Here is a 15,386-nt window from a genome sequence, read left to right as displayed (position 1 = left end):
CTGCGAAGCTCTTTGCAGCTTTGCTGTTCGTAGTATTCACCGTAATGACAATCGAAATACTTGACCGCATCACCAGATGATCGAAAGCTCTGCGGAACGATCGACGGAGAGCCTTCAGCAAATTCCTGCCTAAGCCAAACTTTGAGAGTGTACTTCTTGTTGTCGGAAGTTGACCAAACCTGATAGAAATTGCCGCCTCCTTTACCTTCGCTGACCATATAGTCGTTTGTCGTTGCCTTCGAACGACTAGGCGCACTGGGTCTAGACAATCTGGGAGCCGGAGCAGATTGACGACCGGAACAAAGCTGACCTAGGCTAACTACGCGACCGGAAGAGGTTCGCATGTAGCAAGGATTATTAGATTCGATCGCTCCGACGCTGGACGCGATCGCAGAAGCCGACAGCGGAATCACTGCCAGTAGACACAACAACGACTTTGACATGGTTTGAGTTTGAAATAGAACGAGAAGCTCTATTTCAAAGTGCCCAACGTCGAAAGAGACTGCCTAGAAAATGAGTGTTTCTTGTCCCAAGTTTCACAAAACCATTTAGTTACGATCGTCCATTGCAAAGTTGGAATAGCGACGATCGCCTGTTGTCCAGTCTTCGTTCTCGCCACCGATAATGATCCGCTCAAGCACAACGTAGTCGCGGCTGAACTGCTGCAGCGCGTTGACCAACACGTCGAGGGCGATCGCATCACTCGTTCCCAGATCGAACCAGCAGCGCGCCCACACGCCCTCATATTCCACATCGCCCATGTTGTGCATTAGCGCTTGCAGACTGCTCTCAGCCGTATCGTCGTCGTACTCCATGTGGCTGATATCCAAGCCAACATCCTGAACCTGCAAATTCTCAGCATTAAATCCTCCCAGTTTGCCTAGGAAAAACCAGGAGTTAAAGACCTCCTCTACATATTGCTTTTCCATCTCCGACGGAACTGTAGTGAACTCAATCCAGATCCACACGCTGAACGGGTCAAACTCACGAAACTGTACTTGCATTTAGAACAACTCAAAGAGGGACTTTAAAACGTTACAACCGTGCGAATTCCTTCGCCTCGGTGCATCAAATCGAACGCATCATTAATTTGCTCAACGGGCATGACCTGCGTAATCAAATCATCGATATTGATCTTGCCGTCCATGTACCAATCCACAATTTTAGGGACATCCGTGCGACCTCTTGCGCCACCAAACGCGGTCCCCCTCCAGACGCGACCCGTCACTAACTGAAACGGGCGAGTGCTAATCTCCTGCCCCACGCCTGCTACACCGATGATGATGCTCTCGCCCCAGCCTTTGTGGCAGCATTCGAGCGCCTGCCGCATCACTTTAACGCTGCCGATGCATTCAAAGCTGTAGTCGGCTCCACCCTTCGTTAGCTCCACAAGATGCGCCACCAGATCCCCTTCGACCTCGCTGGGATTAACGAAGTGAGTCATACCGAGTTTTTCTGCCAGAGCGCGCTTCTTGGGGTTGAGGTCCACCCCCACGATCATGTTTGCGCCAACCATGCGGGCACCTTGAATCACATTCAGCCCAATGCCGCCCAAGCCAAACACGACAACATTCGCGCCGGGTTCGACTTTTGCTGTGTTGATCACCGCTCCGACGCCCGTTGTGACTCCGCAGCCGATGTAGCAGACCTTCTCAAACGGTGCATCTTCGCGAATTTTCGCTACAGAGATTTCTGGCAGCACCGTGTAGTTGGCAAACGTCGAAGTGCCCATGTAGTGATGGATTTTTTGACCATTGAGGGAGAATCGACTGGTGCCATCCGGCATCACACCCCGTCCCTGGGTCGATCGAATCGCCTGACACAAATTCGTTTTGCCACTGAGGCAGTATTCGCAGTTGCGGCACTCTGGCGTGTACAGCGGAATCACATGGTCGCCCGGTTTCACCGACTTTACACCCGCTCCTACGTCCACCACAATGCCTGCGCCCTCGTGTCCCAAAATGGCGGGAAACAGCCCTTCCGGGTCAGCACCAGACAGCGTGTACGCATCGGTGTGGCAAACTCCAGTGGCTTTGATTTCCACCAGCACCTCGCCTTCTTTCGGTCCCTCAAGCTGCACCGTTTCGATGCTCAAGGGTTTGCCTGCTTCAACGGCGATCGCGGCTTTCACGTCCATCGCTCTGCTCCCGTGTTTTCATGACGGCTCAAACTATTGACTATCCCATACTCATCATCGGTGCTTCACCGTTTTAACGGTCTTTACTGAATTGAATTAGGTGATGGATAATCAGTTTCCGATTTCCCATAGCGGGTTCACTTTCACACTTCTAACATGCTCCTAACATGAAGACCAACGCCGTCCGCATCCTCGACAGCCTGGGCATCGCCTATCAACTGCTTCAGTACGAGGTTGATCCAGCAGATTTAGCGGCGGAGCGGGCAGCAGAGAAGGTTGGATTGCCGCCGGAGCAGGTGTTCAAGACGCTGGTGGTACGCGGCGATCGCGCTGGAATTCACCTCGCTGTCATTCCTGCCGACACGTCACTGGATTTGAAAGCGCTGGCAAAGCTGACGGGCGATCGCAAAGTCGAACCCGTTCCGCTGAAGGACGTTCAACCACTCACGGGATACATTCGCGGCGGCGTCACCGCGATCGCCTGCAAGAAACCGTATCCCGTTTATATAGACGAAACCGCAGAACTGTTTGAGCAGTTCGCGGTTTCAGCCGGAGCACGGGGAGCCTTGGTACTGCTAGCACCTGCGGATTACTTGCGCGTGGTAAGCGGGGTGCTAGGCGCGATCGCTCACTAACGCTACGCGCTGATCGTCGGCTTGTACATCAAGTCTCGCGCCTTTACCATAGACGCCACCAGGCAATCCATTTCCTCGCGGGTGTGCAGCGCGTTAGCGGTAATGCGAATGCGCGGCTTGGCAATGAACCAGATAGGAGAAACCCAAACGCCATAATCTAGCAGTTGGCGAGCGTACTGCTTCGGGTTCACCTCTGGCGGCAGCAGCACGGGAATTACGTTGGTTTCGCCCAGCGTCAGAAAATCGTTTGCTTCTAGTCGAGACCGCAGATAGCGAGCGTTTTCCTGCAAGCGCTTGACGCGATCGGGGTCTCGCCGCACGATACGAATGCTTTCTAGCGCGGCAGCGGTCGTCGGCGGCGGCAGAGAGATGGTACCGATCGACGTCGGCGACACATCCAGCAGCGGCTTCAGTTCTGCTACGTGGCTGCTGATCGCTGCGCCTGCGGAGGCAGCAAATTTGGAGAACGTTGTCATGACCAGGGGTACGACACCGCGCTCGATCGCCTGCTGCGGGCGCAGTCCAAAGTGTTCATAAATGCCGTGTCCGGTTGCGCCGATCGAGCCGCTGGCGTGCGCTTCGTCTACCAACAGGACGCTGCCTTCGTAGTGGCTCATCACGTCAATGATGTCCGGCAGCGGAGCGATGTCACCGTCCATTGAGAAAACGGAATCCGTCACCACCATAATCCGATCGTCCGGTCGGGCGTATCGCTGCAGCTTGCGGGAAAAGTCGTCCATGTCGCAGTGGCGATACGCTCGCACACGCACTCGAGGACTGTGCCCAAAGAGCTTTCCAGAGCGGGTTCCCGCGTTGGCAATTGCGGTAACGATGCAACCATGATTCAGCACATCGGTCATGATCAGCGTTTCGCGGTTGTTTTGGAAATTGGGCACCGGAATCGCCAGATGGCAGAACGCATCCATTAGCGCCTGCATTGCCATCCACGCGTTCAAAAACAGCTGCGTGTGACCTAGCTCTTTAAAGGTGGAAATTTCTTGCTCTAACTGCCGATGCAGCTCGATCCGTCCGCTCAGTGTAGACACCGAACTATTCGAGGTGCCATAGCGCAGGATGGCATCGATCGCTGCCTGCTTTACCGCATCTTCCTGAGTTAGCCCCAGTACGTCATTGGTGCAGAAGGTGAGAACGGTTCGACGCTTACCCGTCGCTTCTTCCTCAATTTCGACAAGGTTGCCTTGCTTGTTGTGGCAGATGTAGGTGTCGGGGTCAAGCCCACTCTCGTACCAACGCTGCACGTACTCTTTAATAACTTGCACGGTAAACTCCTCTCACCTTTTTGACAGCCATCGCCTTTAGCTCAACAGTATATTTTCCTAGCGAAGTCTTGGCTATCCAGAGCGACAGAATCCTGAACCCAACCAGACTCTGGGATTGCCGATGAATGCCGCCATCACGGACAAAACCGTGGACACGATTACAACTCCTCCCATCCTACGGCACCGCCTGACCGGAGTCTGCATCCGATGATGTAGCTGCCATAGAGCGATAGACGACCTCTTGCGAAGATTTGTGCCCGTTTGACTGCGACGAAGCCTGCCTGAACAAATCGTACTGCCGCACGATTAGACGCTGCACGGCAATGATGGCAGGGTTAATCTCGATATACTTGCGGTTGGGATTCGCCAAATAGTGCTGCTGCTCGCTCTCCATCATCTCGATGTCCTGCGCCAGAAAGCGATGAAGCACAAATCGTCGCAGCAGCGATCGCAGCACAGGTCTGAGCGGCGTTAGCACCCACTGCGGCAGACGGACTCGAAAGAAGAACAGCGCGAACGATCGACTCTCGACTGAACTGACAGGCAAGCGCATTAAGTACAACGACGAAACGCCCTCTAGCGTGCTGTAGTAGTGGGGATAGCGGTACTCAACGGTGACAGGCAGCGTCGTGACTTGGTCGGCGCGATCGGTCAAACCCAGGAATTTCGCGATTTGCCCCTTATACGACACCTGATACTGAGCGCTGACCGTGCTCTCGGTTTCTTGCAGCTTCAGCAACACCGGATCAAACCAGCCCTGCAAGTTTTCGTGCAGAAAACCGTGAAACACATCCATCGAATTTTCATTGCAAATCGAGAAGTGTGAGTTGAAGTGCGCCGTTACGGATACATCTAGCCAACCTGGTTGTGCATACTCGGCGACTTCTGGCGGCTGCCGCTCTTCAGCGAGATCCGGATTCCCTGGAAACACCCAAATTAAATCGTATTTCTCCTGGATTGGAAAGGTGCGAGCGCAAGCAGGAGGAAGCTTCTGGGACTTGGGCAAGTAAGGAATATTGACGCACTGCCCACCGTCGCCAAACTCCCACCCGTGGTAGCGGCACGCCAGATTCTCTCCAATCACCTTACCTTTGTGTAGCGCCACACCTTTGTGTGGACAGGCATCTTCTAGAGCATGAAGCCGTCCGCTGGTGTCCCGGTAGACGGCAATCTCCTGATTCCAAGCCACTACAGGTATCACTTGACCTGGCTTCAACTGATGCGACCAACCAACGGGATACCAGTAGTCTGGATTTATTCCCACCTGCCGGACACCAGCGCGAACTGCTTGACTCTTTAAGGTCGTCGCCAGTTCCATTCCAATCTCCTCACACTTCCTGCGCGACTGTTGCAATGCAACAAATGCCGAACTTGGAGTGAATGATACCACTTAACTTTACGTTTGCTTCCAGAAGATAGACCCTGGGAGGCAAGGAACAGGGGAGAGAATGCATCTCCCGTTCCCCATCCTGTTCAGGAATGGCAAAATAATCAGTAGTCTGCGGAGGAGTGAGGGACTCATGTCTATATTGTCAATGAACCTGCTGATTGGGACAGTCTGTTTCACGATCGCGTTCGTGTTCGCCAGTCTTGTAGAGTACTGGATGCACCGCCTGATGCACAAGTCGCCACGCATCGGAGAGCGGCACCGAGACCACCACCGCCGCAATGAAGGACAAGGCGTTTTGTGGGAGTTTCGCGACTACGTCAGGGGCACGGCGATCGTCATGCTGCCGATGTTTTTTGTGTCGATCGCAGCGGGAGTCGGTTGGACACTGGGCGGTGTTGTCTATGCAGCGTTTTCATCCTATGCCCACCAGCTACAGCACGAAAACCCAACCAAGTGCTTCTGGATGAAGATGCCCGTCCACTACGTCCACCACAAGTACGGCATGTGGCACCACAACTTTGGGCTGGCAGTGGACTGGTGGGACCACGTTTTTGGCACCTACAAAGCTGTGGACTGGCTAACGGAGGAGGAACAGAGTCAGCCAGAGCGGAATTACTTACAGTTGCGCTGGTGGTAACGTAAACGGCTACTAGCGATTCGCTCAATTCCAAAAACTTTCGATCGCTCCGCCTGTTCCCTCCGCTCCCCGTGCTATCGTTCCTGAAACCTTTAGCACGGAGGAGGAAGCCTTGAGCTACTTCCAAGACGCAAAAGCCCATTTTGTTGCCTCCCATCAACATCCAATCAATCAGGCATTGCACCATCTGACGAATACGCTGGCGATCGTTGCCGTTGTCCTGCTGTTTTACGATTGGCGGTGGACGCTAGCTTGTCTGGTGCTGACCCAGGTGTTCGCGCTGGGTGGCCATTTTGTCTTTGAAAAGAATCAGCCTGCTGCCGTCAAATATCCCGGCATTACGATCCTGGCGTCGCTGTCCTGGTCGCTCGATCACTGGTTTGGTCTGCGTCAAATTCTGAACTACCTGAACCGCCCGTCTGAAACGCGCGATCGGACTAGCTGACAGCTAGTTGCTAATCACCAAAAACGAAGTACTTCTACCCTCTAAAACAACCATGTACGAAGGTCTACTGGTAATTGATGCCGATGCTCACAAGCTTGAGAATCCGCTGATTCTGCGTGACTACCTTGAGCCGGAATATCACGATCGCGTCGGTCTGATTGTGGATAACCTGGGCGATCAACGGGCAAAAATTGTCGATTTTAATCCGGCGACTGGCAAAGCTGACCTCGTGCGGATGTTTCCGCAACCTCAAGGGCTGGGCAAAGGCGGCTTCCGCAGCCTGCATCCCGAAACGACACTGGGAGCGATGTTTAATCGGGTGCGAGTCGAGCACATGGACCGCGAAGGCATCGATGTGCAGGTAATTTTTGGCACCTTGAACCTGATTTTCTCTAGCATCCTGGACACCGATTTGGCGGTTGCCCTCTGTCGCGCTTACAACAACTACATTGCTGATGATTGTCGCGGCTACGACAATCGATTAAAGCCGATCGGGGTGCTGCCGCTGCAAGATGTGAATGAGGCGGTGAAGGAAATGCACCGCTGCGTCAACGAACTGGGCTTGATTGGCGTTGCGGTTGCGCCTAATATGCCGATTCCTCATCCCAGCGCCCCCGACGCTTTCCCCGAAGTTCGCACTTGCAAGGCAATTAGCCATCCAGATTTCCGTCCAATTCTGCAAGCAGCGGTGGATTTGGACATCGCCCTCGGTATCCACGGTGGTCCTGGCTCCTACATGATGGGTGGCATTTCGGACCACATGGAAACCTTTGTGCTCACCCACATCTTTGTGCAGCGCAACCAGCAGCAGCACGCCCTCGCTCGCATGGTATTCGACGGTGCATTCGAGCAGTTTCCAACGCTGCGCGTAGGCTTTTTGGAGGGCGGCTGCGGCTGGCTCCCCGATCTAGCGCACGCCATGCACGAGCATTGGGAAAAGCGCATCCGCGACTTCGACCCCCAGCATCCTTACCGTCCGTCGCTGATGGAGTTCACCAAACTGATGATCCAGGAGCGCGGCGCTCACAACAACACCAACATCATCAGTCAGGCGAAAAACCTGTTTGATTTGATGTGGACTAAGCAGCACGATCCCACGAAAATCGATGACGCTAGCCTGTTTGAGCACTACGACTTGCGTCATCGCGACCCGCTAGACTACTTTGAGCGAGGGCAGATTTTCACCTCGTTCGAGTCCGACGATCCGGGTCCCGTTTATCTTCCCGTGGCAATGGGCGAAGTCGGCAAGCACCTCACTTGTTTCTCCGGTGACTACGGACACTGGGACGGTGTGCTGCAAGACTGCGTCAAAGACGCTGCTACGGTTGGCGACTACGATCGCGACTATCTTGCCCTCCTCCTCGGCGGCAATGCCCTAGCGCTGTATGGCAATCGGCTACGGCACTCTCTTCCGTCACACCTGTCCTCGGCATCTCGGCTAAGTAGTGTAGGCTAGGAGGCATGAGTGTTGAGTTATGAGTGTTGAGTTGAACGTCTTAACTCCTCACTCCTCACTCTTCACTCCTGACTCTACCGATGGCATCGATCGCCCGTAAAAATCTATTTGAAGATATTCCCCGCTTTCTGGTGGCGCAGGCTGGCATCATGTTTGCTGTTAGCCTCGTCACCATTCAGACGGGGATTTTAAATGGGTTCACGCGATCAACAGGACGCTTAATCGACCAGTCTTCTGCTGATATTTGGGTCTCCTCCAGAGAAATTTTGCACTCGGAGGTGTCGCTGCCGATTCCACTAGAGCGGGTGCAGCAGGCGCGTCAGGTTGCCGGAGTCGAGCGGGCAGAAGCGCTGTTTTCGCGATCAGCGCTGTGGCGATCGCCCAATGACATGATCGTTCCTATCCGGATCTACGGCTTTGACCCTAACGGACAGCTCTTTGGCAACTGGCAACTTAAGCAGGGCGATCGGGCAGACCTGCGGACTCCTTACTCCGTTTGGGCGGAGCGATCAAACCTGAATTCGCTAGATTTTCGCCAAATTGGAGATGTCGGCTCGATTAGTTCGCTGCCCGCCAAGCTAGTTGGCATTACGGAAGACACCCAGTCGATGGCATCCAGCGCCTACATCTTCACCTCGCTAGAAAGCGCCAACGCCTACGTTAACTCTGGGTTAACCTCGCGCCTCACGTGTCGATCGGGACCGAATCAGCCAGTGGAATGCCTCAATACCTTTGAAACGGCTCCAACGTCTTCTGGAGCGCCACCTGCGCCAAAACCGCTCTCGGCGTCGGACCCAACAACGTTCGTTCTAGTTAAGGCAAATTCTGGGGAAAACCTGGACGCCTTGAAGCGCCGTTTAGAAGCGGCACTCCCGGGCACCCGCGCCCTTACAAAGGATGAAATTGGCTCAATGACTCGGGATTACTGGCAACGCCGTACAGGAATCGGGTTTGTCCTGGGATTGGGAGCGGCTGTCGGAATTGTCGTCGGCATGGTCGTTGTGAGCCAGATTCTCTACTCGTCGGTGTCCGACCACATCCGCGAGTATGGAACTCTTAAGGCAATGGGTGCGTCAGATTGGGTAATCTACCGCGTCATAACGGAGCAGGCGTTGTGGATGGCAGTACTTGGCTACATTCCCAGTATGGCGCTGTGTTGGGGCCTGGGGTCTTGGACGATAGCAGCGAAGGGGATCATGATTCTAATCACGCCCGCAACAGCGGTGACAGTGTTTGGCATCACGATCGTCATGTGCGTTGGTTCAGCAGTTTTTGCGATTCAACGAGTGACACACGTGGATCCTGCGATCGTCTTCAAGGCATAAGATTTAGCAGAAAAATTACCTACTCAGGTGATAGATGTCTGGGGGAGACCCCGTTACACTAGACATAAGGCTCAGTTACAACCCCAATGGCTTCCGGACTTCTCCTAGTCGCAGGTGAATCCAACCATAGCTAAACTCACTTCGCTCTCCGTTCACTCCTCACGGCTCTTGTTCAACTTAATGCACTTATAAGTGAAAACGGATGATTGCTTCTCAGGTTAAATCAACAGAACTAATTCGGCATCAGGACCGCACAGCTTCTACCCCAGTCTTCTTAGACAAGGCTGGCGACGATGCAGTGATGGCACGAGATGTAGAGATGGTGTACTACTCTGGTGCAGAGCCTTACCCGGTGCTGCGCGGAGTTGACCTGGACATTCAGCGAGGCGACATTCAACTGCTCATGGGACCGTCAGGGTCGGGCAAGACGACGCTGCTGTCCATTCTAGCGGGTATTCTGACGCCTACTGCTGGAAGTGTGCGCCTGCTGGGGCAGGAAATCACTCGGATGTCCCGTGATCAGCTTGCTCACTTTCGCTTAGAAAATATTGGCTTTATCTTCCAGGGATTTAACTTATTTCCGGCGCTGACGGCGGTAGAGAATATTGAGTTAGCGCTGAAGGTGAAGGGGATGCGGAGCAAGACTGCTCGTAAACGGGAAGCGCGGGATCTCCTGGAACAGGTTAAGCTGCTGGATAAGGCAGACCAACTACCCCGCGATCTATCGGGGGGACAAAAGCAACGGGTGGCAATTGCCCGATCGCTCGCAGGTGACCCGCCGCTGATTATGGCAGATGAACCGACCGCCTCTTTGGACTCGCACAATGGACATGCGGTGATTGAACTCCTGCGGCAGTTGGCGAAAGAGGGCGATCGCACCGTGCTAATTGTGACCCATGACACGCGCTTGATCGATGCTGCAGACCACGTCGCCTATTTGGAAGACGGAGTGCTTCGATAAATAAGAAATTTTGAATGGTGAGTTTTGAATTAGGCGCTGGCTGTAATTCATAATTCAAAGCTCACCATTCAAAATTTCATTCCTTTCATGTTTCAACAACTTCAAAGTGGACTGGTCGTATCGTGCCAAGCGCCCGTGGATTCGCCGCTGCATGATTCATTTGTGATTGCGGCAATGGCGCAGGCGGCAGTTAATCAGGGTGCGGGCGGCGTTCGGATTGACACGCCTGCTCATGTAGAAGCTGTGAGACGGCGAGTAACAGCACCAATTATTGGTTTGTGGAAGCAGCAAATCTCTGGCTCTGACGTGTACATCACGCCGCAGTTTATTCATGCGGCGGCGATCGCTCGTGCTGGCGCAGACATTATCGCCATTGATGCGACGCTGCGGCAGCGTCCGGAAGGGGAAACTGTTGCAGAGCTGATTCAGCGGATTCATGCCGAACTGGATAAACCCGTGATGGCAGATGTGGATACGCTGGAGGCCGCGATCGCGGCGGCAGACGCCGGAGCCGATTGCGTAGGCACAACCCTATATGGATACACGGCTGAGACTCGACACCTGAAGCCACCCGGATTTGATTTGCTGACGCAGATGGCGGAAAGGTTGCAGGTGTCGATCGTCTGCGAAGGAGGCATTGCCTCTCCAGAGGTAGCGAGACGGGCGTTGGAGTTAGGCGCAGATATCGTTGTGGTAGGAACAGCAATTACGGGAATCGATCTACAAGTAAAGGCTTATCAGGCAGCAATTACACGGGATTAACGGGATACCGCAGGATTGAAAATTAGTTGTGTCAGAGGCTAGGAAAAGGGATCTCATGAAGACCATTTCTGAGACATCAGTAGTACGATTTTAAGAACCTCTACAGCACTTCGGTTTTCCGTTGTCTGCAATAGGGTCAACACGTCTTAATTTGTTATCTGTTTCACAGTGTTATGTTGCATCTCGCACTTTGGCGAAGATAAAAGTATCTCGCGGTGCGGACGATAAGTTAGGACGAATCATGGCACAGCGCAACGTTCCCTCACACAACAACCCAGTCTTTTCCAGAACCCGCGCTGATGCAACATTCTCTGTGTCGCAAGTTGCCCAAACCCGATAGATTTCGGGAAGACTCATGACCCACGATACGACGGTACTGACTGCTTCCGTTGCATAGCCTTGTCCCCAATATCTACGATTCAAAACATAACCAAAATCCGCCATGTGACCCTCTACACGACACGCAATTGTCCCGATCGCGTGGTCTTCGGGCTTGGCCGTGATTGCCCAACAAAACTCGTCACCCGATTCCCACCGAGGAGCACATCCCTCAAGAAACTCAACAGCATCGTGAATACCAGTATGTGTATGCCAGTCCATATAGCGGGTTACTACCGGATCACAAGCAAACTCAAAGATTGCGGCAGCATCTGCAAGGGATGGGCGACGGAGAATCAGCCGATTTGTAATTAGCAAGTCAGGAGCTTGGCTCACCTTGCAACTTCTCAACGCAATTTCATTTAAGGTTGAATACTAAACGTTGAATACTGACAGATAGTTTTTTGGCTATGTCTTTCATCGACAATCCCGCAGCCTAGCAACTGAGTTAAGCAGATAGAGATAACTTTTGCAGCGTAACAGATAATCTTTGTTCCGTTTCGCTTCAGCAATCTGTTATGCGATCGTCTGATGTACTAAAGATTTTGTGCTCGTAAAGAGCAGAACCAAGTTTTAGATTACTCACCTCAAACATCTATAAGTATTTTAATTGAATCATAATGTTAGTACTTGTACCTGAGACTGAAATCGCTGCATCTCTAAAGCTGGGTGGACCTATGCGAATTCTCGGGTTACGAGAGAAACCAAAACCCTCTTTAGGAATGCCAAGGAAGCCTTTGTTCAAAGTACCATCCTTATTAGCATCATGAATAACGGCAACAGCGTAGCTACCTGCATTCAAATTACGAAACGTCACTGCTGTCTCAGTGCTTATAACGCTTACACACTGAGATTCTATGGCTCGATCGCTGCTACCAGGAAATCCTTGTCCTTCTGAAAAGAGGCTCAGACAAACTTGCCCTTTCTGATTTCTTAGCCCACTAATCGTCACCGTCAAGCTGCTACGTTCAGCAGCATTAGCGTGCGGTGCAGCGGTTAATCCGACTATAGCTAACAGTAAAGCGTAGCTTGTAAATCGTTTCATTGTCATTTCCTCAAATAAATCTCATTCAGCAAACTTCCTACATAGCCGCTTCTTTAGAAACGAAGCTAATTCTCCACCAAGTGATTGTCTTTTATCTTGATAATTCGATGATTTTGACGAAGCTAGAGAGGCGCGATTGCATCCAAGCGGCTCTTTGGGCACAGCAAAACTCGGTTTTGTTAATTTAAATTTCCCTTGGGTAACGGAGATGAATTGTATCATGCATTATCGATACTTGACGTGAGCTTTCACCTGCAGTATTTACCAGATCTACCCGGAGTCACAGTTGAAACGTGTAGCCGTATCGAAAATCAATTCGCGCTACAACTAAGGATTATCGCCGAGAGAATGTATTGTCTACGCAGCGGTCAATCTAACGCCAAAGGTCTTCAAGCGATAAAACCAACTAACGGTAAAAACCAGTAAGTTGCAGACCAAAACAATTCTATAACGAGCTACTCAAGTTTGTTGAACTCTGACCGATATTTTACCGTTCCAACACAATCATCTAATGCACCACTTTTCAACTCCAACACCATAAATGCTTCATCTGGCACTGGGTACTCACATCTCAATCCCTTCTCTCTAGCTGGAGTAAACCCGAATCGCAAATAGTATTTTGGAGAACCTAATACGACAACGGCTTGGCAACCTAACTGAGTGCACTCCGCTAAACTATGCTGGATTAGCAATGACCCAATTCCTCGTTGTTGATAGTCTGGTAATACGGCTACCGGCGCTAATCCAAGAATGAGCAAATTATCTGCACATTTTCCTTCGATCGCAACTGGGCTAAAGAAAATGTGTCCAACGATTTGCCCGGATTCTACAGCAACGAAGGAAAACGTAGATGCAACACCTCGCAATCGATCGACTAAATCCGCCTCACCTTCTCGTCCAAATGCCGCAACATTAACCTTGCGAATAGCTTCTATATCTTCTGGCTTCTCGGCTCGAACTTCCATAACTCAGAACCATTAATTGCAGCAAGTTTGAGATATTTTTAATCAAGATCAAGATATTCATCTACTGAGGGTAAATACTCGGCGTTTTGCTCAAGATTACCTCGTACCGCAGATTATCCTGAAACTGGCTTGTAAGACCATACCGAGACCAAATCTCAAAGAGGTCATAAGCAACTTGGTGAGGCGACGATCGAGAAATCGATCGCGGTAAAAACGGGAGCAATGGCGCAGCTGCGTTAAATAACGTTCATTACGACCTGAAATCTAGCAGCCGCAATCAATAAACTTCAGTGCAGAAGTACTAAGCTAAGGCATACTAGGGGGCATTGCGCGTCGTCCTGGCTTATGGAAATTCTCTCGGTTAGCCTAAAAAACTTTAAGTCCCACAGCGATCGCCACTTCACCTTCCAACCGGGGACGAACGCAATCAGCGGCGAGAACGGCGCAGGTAAAACCAGCATTCTAGAGGCGATCGCCTGGGCGCTGTTCAACCATCGCGGCGGCTACAAAATTGAAGATCTGATCCGCAACGGTGCGGCTAGCGCCCAAGTTAGCGTGGCGTTTGTTTCCAATCGGGATCAGCGCACCTACGAAGTGAGCCGCTGCACCCGCACAGGCTACACCATTTACGATCCCCAACTGAGCGAAAAGCTCGACTACACCCGCATTGAAGAAGACGTGATGCCGTGGCTGCGGCAGCAGTTCGGTGTCTCAGCGGGCACGGATTTAGCCGACCTGTTTGCCAACACGATCGGCGTTCCCCAAGGCATGTTTACCGCCGATTTTCTGAAGTCCGATCGAGAGCGCAAAAAAACCTTCGACACCATTCTTAAAGTAGATGAGTATCGCAAAGCGCACGACGAGCTACTGGCGCTGAGCAAGTATTCTGAAGCTACCGTCAAAGAGCTTGACGCCGAGATTGCTCGTCACGACGAAGCCCTAGCAGAACTCGATAGCCTGTTAGAGAAGCGACAGGTGCAGCATCACGCGATCGAGCAGGCGCAGACAGATTTGCAGCGATCGCAGACCGAACGCGACGCGCTGCACGCTGAGCAAACGCAATTAAGCACCGTTGCCGTCGAACTTCAACAGCTGGAAACGCAGCTAGAGCGTTTGACGGCAACGCTTCAGGTCAACGCCAACGGCATCGATCGGTTAAACGCAGAGTTGCGGCAGGTAGAGCAGGCAGTCGCCATTTGCACCGCCCACCGTGACGCCTACAACACCTTTCGGGAAGCCGAGGATACTTACAAATTGCTTCAGCAGCAGAGCCGTGTCGAACAGGGCTTGCAGCAGCAAAAACGCCAGCACGAAAAGCTCCTAAGCGATCGCCAAACCCAACTAGCGGCCCTCACTGTGCAGCTCGACCAATTGAGCGAAGCGAAGACAGCGATCGAGCATCTAGAACCACTCGTGCAGCAGCAGCAGCAGCTAGAGCAAGCGCAGCAGGCGCTGACTCAGCAGCTACAAACATGCCTAAGTTGGCAGCAGGCGCTTAAGGTCCAAGAAAAACAGCTGGGACAGCTACGCAGCCGCCAGCAGCAAATTGCCCAAGAGATTCACCGCATTCAAGCTCTAGAGGTCTCAGTACAGCGCATCCCGATTCTAGAGCAGCAGCAGCAGCGCTACCAGCAGCAGTTGAGCCGAATCGCCGCCGCCGCCGAATTTGAGACAGAGCTACGCCATCTGCTAGGACAAGTACAGACGCAGGGCGATCGTTACGGACAGCAGGTGACGACCGTTTCCGCAACGCTGCGCGAGTTGCAGCAGAGCGTCCCTCTTTGGTCGCAGGTGCTCGATGCTGCCCTTGCCACAATGCAGAATGGCGTTGATTGGCAGCAGTCGCTGCAAACGCTACTTCAGGGAATTCTGGCAGATCTGGCAGAGCAAACGTCCGCTAGCAAGCTGGAGCAGCAGCTTCATGCCGCTCAAACCGAACTGCACCGCGCTCGTCAGCATCAGGCAGAGTT

General features: G+C 52.5%; 16 protein-coding genes. 8 read left to right on the top strand and 8 right to left on the bottom strand.

The window, feature by feature from the left end:
* The 3 genes from H6F43_RS18840 to H6F43_RS18830 form a co-directional block, all read right to left on the bottom strand.
* The coding region (locus H6F43_RS18840; protein WP_190344343.1) for a hypothetical protein at nt 1-443 on the bottom strand (443 nt) is incomplete at its 3' end.
* 105 nt (nt 444-548) lie between these two features.
* A complete protein-coding gene (locus H6F43_RS18835; RefSeq protein WP_190344341.1) occupies nt 549-1,004 on the bottom strand; it encodes a DUF3531 family protein in 456 nt (151 codons plus the stop codon).
* A gap of 23 nt (nt 1,005-1,027) precedes the next feature.
* Entirely contained in the window at nt 1,028-2,137 is a 1,110-nt protein-coding gene (locus H6F43_RS18830) for an S-(hydroxymethyl)glutathione dehydrogenase/class III alcohol dehydrogenase (protein WP_190344339.1), read from the bottom strand.
* A 167-nt stretch (nt 2,138-2,304) separates the two neighbouring features.
* Between H6F43_RS18830 and ybaK the strand changes: the two genes are divergently transcribed.
* Entirely contained in the window at nt 2,305-2,772 is a 468-nt protein-coding gene (ybaK, locus tag H6F43_RS18825) for a Cys-tRNA(Pro) deacylase (protein WP_190344337.1), read from the top strand.
* A gap of 2 nt (nt 2,773-2,774) precedes the next feature.
* On the opposite strand, the gene H6F43_RS18820 is transcribed toward ybaK, so the two are convergent.
* Nucleotides 2,775-4,052 carry an aminotransferase class I/II-fold pyridoxal phosphate-dependent enzyme gene (locus H6F43_RS18820; protein WP_190344328.1) on the bottom strand — a complete coding sequence of 426 codons (1,278 nt, stop codon included), beginning with the start codon at nt 4,050-4,052 and terminating at the stop codon, nt 2,775-2,777.
* 175 nt (nt 4,053-4,227) lie between these two features.
* Nucleotides 4,228-5,370 carry an aromatic ring-hydroxylating dioxygenase subunit alpha gene (locus H6F43_RS18815; protein ID WP_190344326.1) on the bottom strand — a complete coding sequence of 381 codons (1,143 nt, stop codon included), beginning with the start codon at nt 5,368-5,370 and terminating at the stop codon, nt 4,228-4,230.
* Nucleotides 5,371-5,572: 202 nt separating this feature from the next.
* Between H6F43_RS18815 and H6F43_RS18810 the strand changes: the two genes are divergently transcribed.
* The 6 genes from H6F43_RS18810 (at nt 5,573) to H6F43_RS18785 (ending at nt 11,028) form a co-directional block, all read left to right on the top strand.
* Nucleotides 5,573-6,079 carry a sterol desaturase family protein gene (locus H6F43_RS18810; protein WP_190344324.1) on the top strand — a complete coding sequence of 169 codons (507 nt, stop codon included), beginning with the start codon at nt 5,573-5,575 and terminating at the stop codon, nt 6,077-6,079.
* A gap of 112 nt (nt 6,080-6,191) precedes the next feature.
* The gene (locus H6F43_RS18805) at nt 6,192-6,524 is read left to right on the top strand and encodes a DUF962 domain-containing protein (protein ID WP_190344322.1); all 333 of its coding nucleotides are present in this window, start codon (nt 6,192-6,194) and stop codon (nt 6,522-6,524) included.
* Between the two features lie 52 nt (nt 6,525-6,576).
* Nucleotides 6,577-7,980 carry an amidohydrolase family protein gene (locus H6F43_RS18800; protein ID WP_190344320.1) on the top strand — a complete coding sequence of 468 codons (1,404 nt, stop codon included), beginning with the start codon at nt 6,577-6,579 and terminating at the stop codon, nt 7,978-7,980.
* A gap of 80 nt (nt 7,981-8,060) precedes the next feature.
* Nucleotides 8,061-9,305, top strand: a complete 1,245-nt coding sequence (locus H6F43_RS18795) for an FtsX-like permease family protein (RefSeq protein WP_190344318.1) — start codon at nt 8,061-8,063, stop codon at nt 9,303-9,305.
* Nucleotides 9,306-9,606: 301 nt separating this feature from the next.
* Nucleotides 9,607-10,266: an ABC transporter ATP-binding protein gene (locus H6F43_RS18790; protein ID WP_347272440.1), complete on the top strand. Its 660-nt coding sequence runs from the start codon at nt 9,607-9,609 to the stop codon at nt 10,264-10,266.
* 87 nt (nt 10,267-10,353) lie between these two features.
* Nucleotides 10,354-11,028 carry an N-acetylmannosamine-6-phosphate 2-epimerase gene (locus tag H6F43_RS18785; protein WP_190344313.1) on the top strand — a complete coding sequence of 225 codons (675 nt, stop codon included), beginning with the start codon at nt 10,354-10,356 and terminating at the stop codon, nt 11,026-11,028.
* Nucleotides 11,029-11,199: 171 nt separating this feature from the next.
* On the opposite strand, the gene H6F43_RS18780 is transcribed toward H6F43_RS18785, so the two are convergent.
* The 3 genes from H6F43_RS18780 to H6F43_RS18770 all read right to left on the bottom strand — a co-directional run bounded on the left by H6F43_RS18780 (nt 11,200) and on the right by H6F43_RS18770 (nt 13,416).
* The gene (locus H6F43_RS18780) at nt 11,200-11,742 is read right to left on the bottom strand and encodes a GNAT family N-acetyltransferase (RefSeq protein ID WP_190344311.1); all 543 of its coding nucleotides are present in this window, start codon (nt 11,740-11,742) and stop codon (nt 11,200-11,202) included.
* Between the two features lie 259 nt (nt 11,743-12,001).
* Complete coding sequence (locus H6F43_RS18775) at nt 12,002-12,451, bottom strand: DUF2141 domain-containing protein (RefSeq protein ID WP_190344309.1); 450 nt, start codon at nt 12,449-12,451, stop codon at nt 12,002-12,004.
* Nucleotides 12,452-12,906: 455 nt separating this feature from the next.
* Entirely contained in the window at nt 12,907-13,416 is a 510-nt protein-coding gene (locus H6F43_RS18770; RefSeq protein WP_190344308.1) for an N-acetyltransferase, read from the bottom strand.
* A 345-nt stretch (nt 13,417-13,761) separates the two neighbouring features.
* Here H6F43_RS18770 and H6F43_RS18765 point away from each other — a divergent pair.
* Nucleotides 13,762-15,386, top strand: a 1,625-nt coding sequence (locus H6F43_RS18765; protein WP_190344306.1) for an SMC family ATPase, incomplete at its 3' end; no start/stop codon positions are given.

Origin of the sequence: Leptolyngbya sp. FACHB-36, from assembly GCF_014695955.1 — a bacterium.
Classification (GTDB): Bacteria; Cyanobacteriota; Cyanobacteriia; order Leptolyngbyales; family Leptolyngbyaceae; genus FACHB-36.
Note: the sequence above shows the minus strand (reverse complement) of the source record. Positions and strands in the feature narration are given on the sequence as shown.

Coding starts and splice junctions, on each gene's coding strand:
- H6F43_RS18835 (WP_190344341.1), bottom strand. CDS start 1,004: ATGCAAGTACAGTTTCGTGAGTTTGACCCGTTCAGCGTGTGGATCTGG.
- H6F43_RS18830 (WP_190344339.1), bottom strand. CDS start 2,137: ATGGACGTGAAAGCCGCGATCGCCGTTGAAGCAGGCAAACCCTTGAGC.
- ybaK (WP_190344337.1), top strand. CDS start 2,305: ATGAAGACCAACGCCGTCCGCATCCTCGACAGCCTGGGCATCGCCTAT.
- H6F43_RS18815 (WP_190344326.1), bottom strand. CDS start 5,370: ATGGAACTGGCGACGACCTTAAAGAGTCAAGCAGTTCGCGCTGGTGTC.
- H6F43_RS18810 (WP_190344324.1), top strand. CDS start 5,573: ATGTCTATATTGTCAATGAACCTGCTGATTGGGACAGTCTGTTTCACG.
- H6F43_RS18800 (WP_190344320.1), top strand. CDS start 6,577: ATGTACGAAGGTCTACTGGTAATTGATGCCGATGCTCACAAGCTTGAG.
- H6F43_RS18795 (WP_190344318.1), top strand. CDS start 8,061: ATGGCATCGATCGCCCGTAAAAATCTATTTGAAGATATTCCCCGCTTT.
- H6F43_RS18790 (WP_347272440.1), top strand. CDS start 9,607: ATGGCACGAGATGTAGAGATGGTGTACTACTCTGGTGCAGAGCCTTAC.
- H6F43_RS18785 (WP_190344313.1), top strand. CDS start 10,354: ATGTTTCAACAACTTCAAAGTGGACTGGTCGTATCGTGCCAAGCGCCC.
- H6F43_RS18775 (WP_190344309.1), bottom strand. CDS start 12,451: ATGAAACGATTTACAAGCTACGCTTTACTGTTAGCTATAGTCGGATTA.
- H6F43_RS18770 (WP_190344308.1), bottom strand. CDS start 13,416: ATGGAAGTTCGAGCCGAGAAGCCAGAAGATATAGAAGCTATTCGCAAG.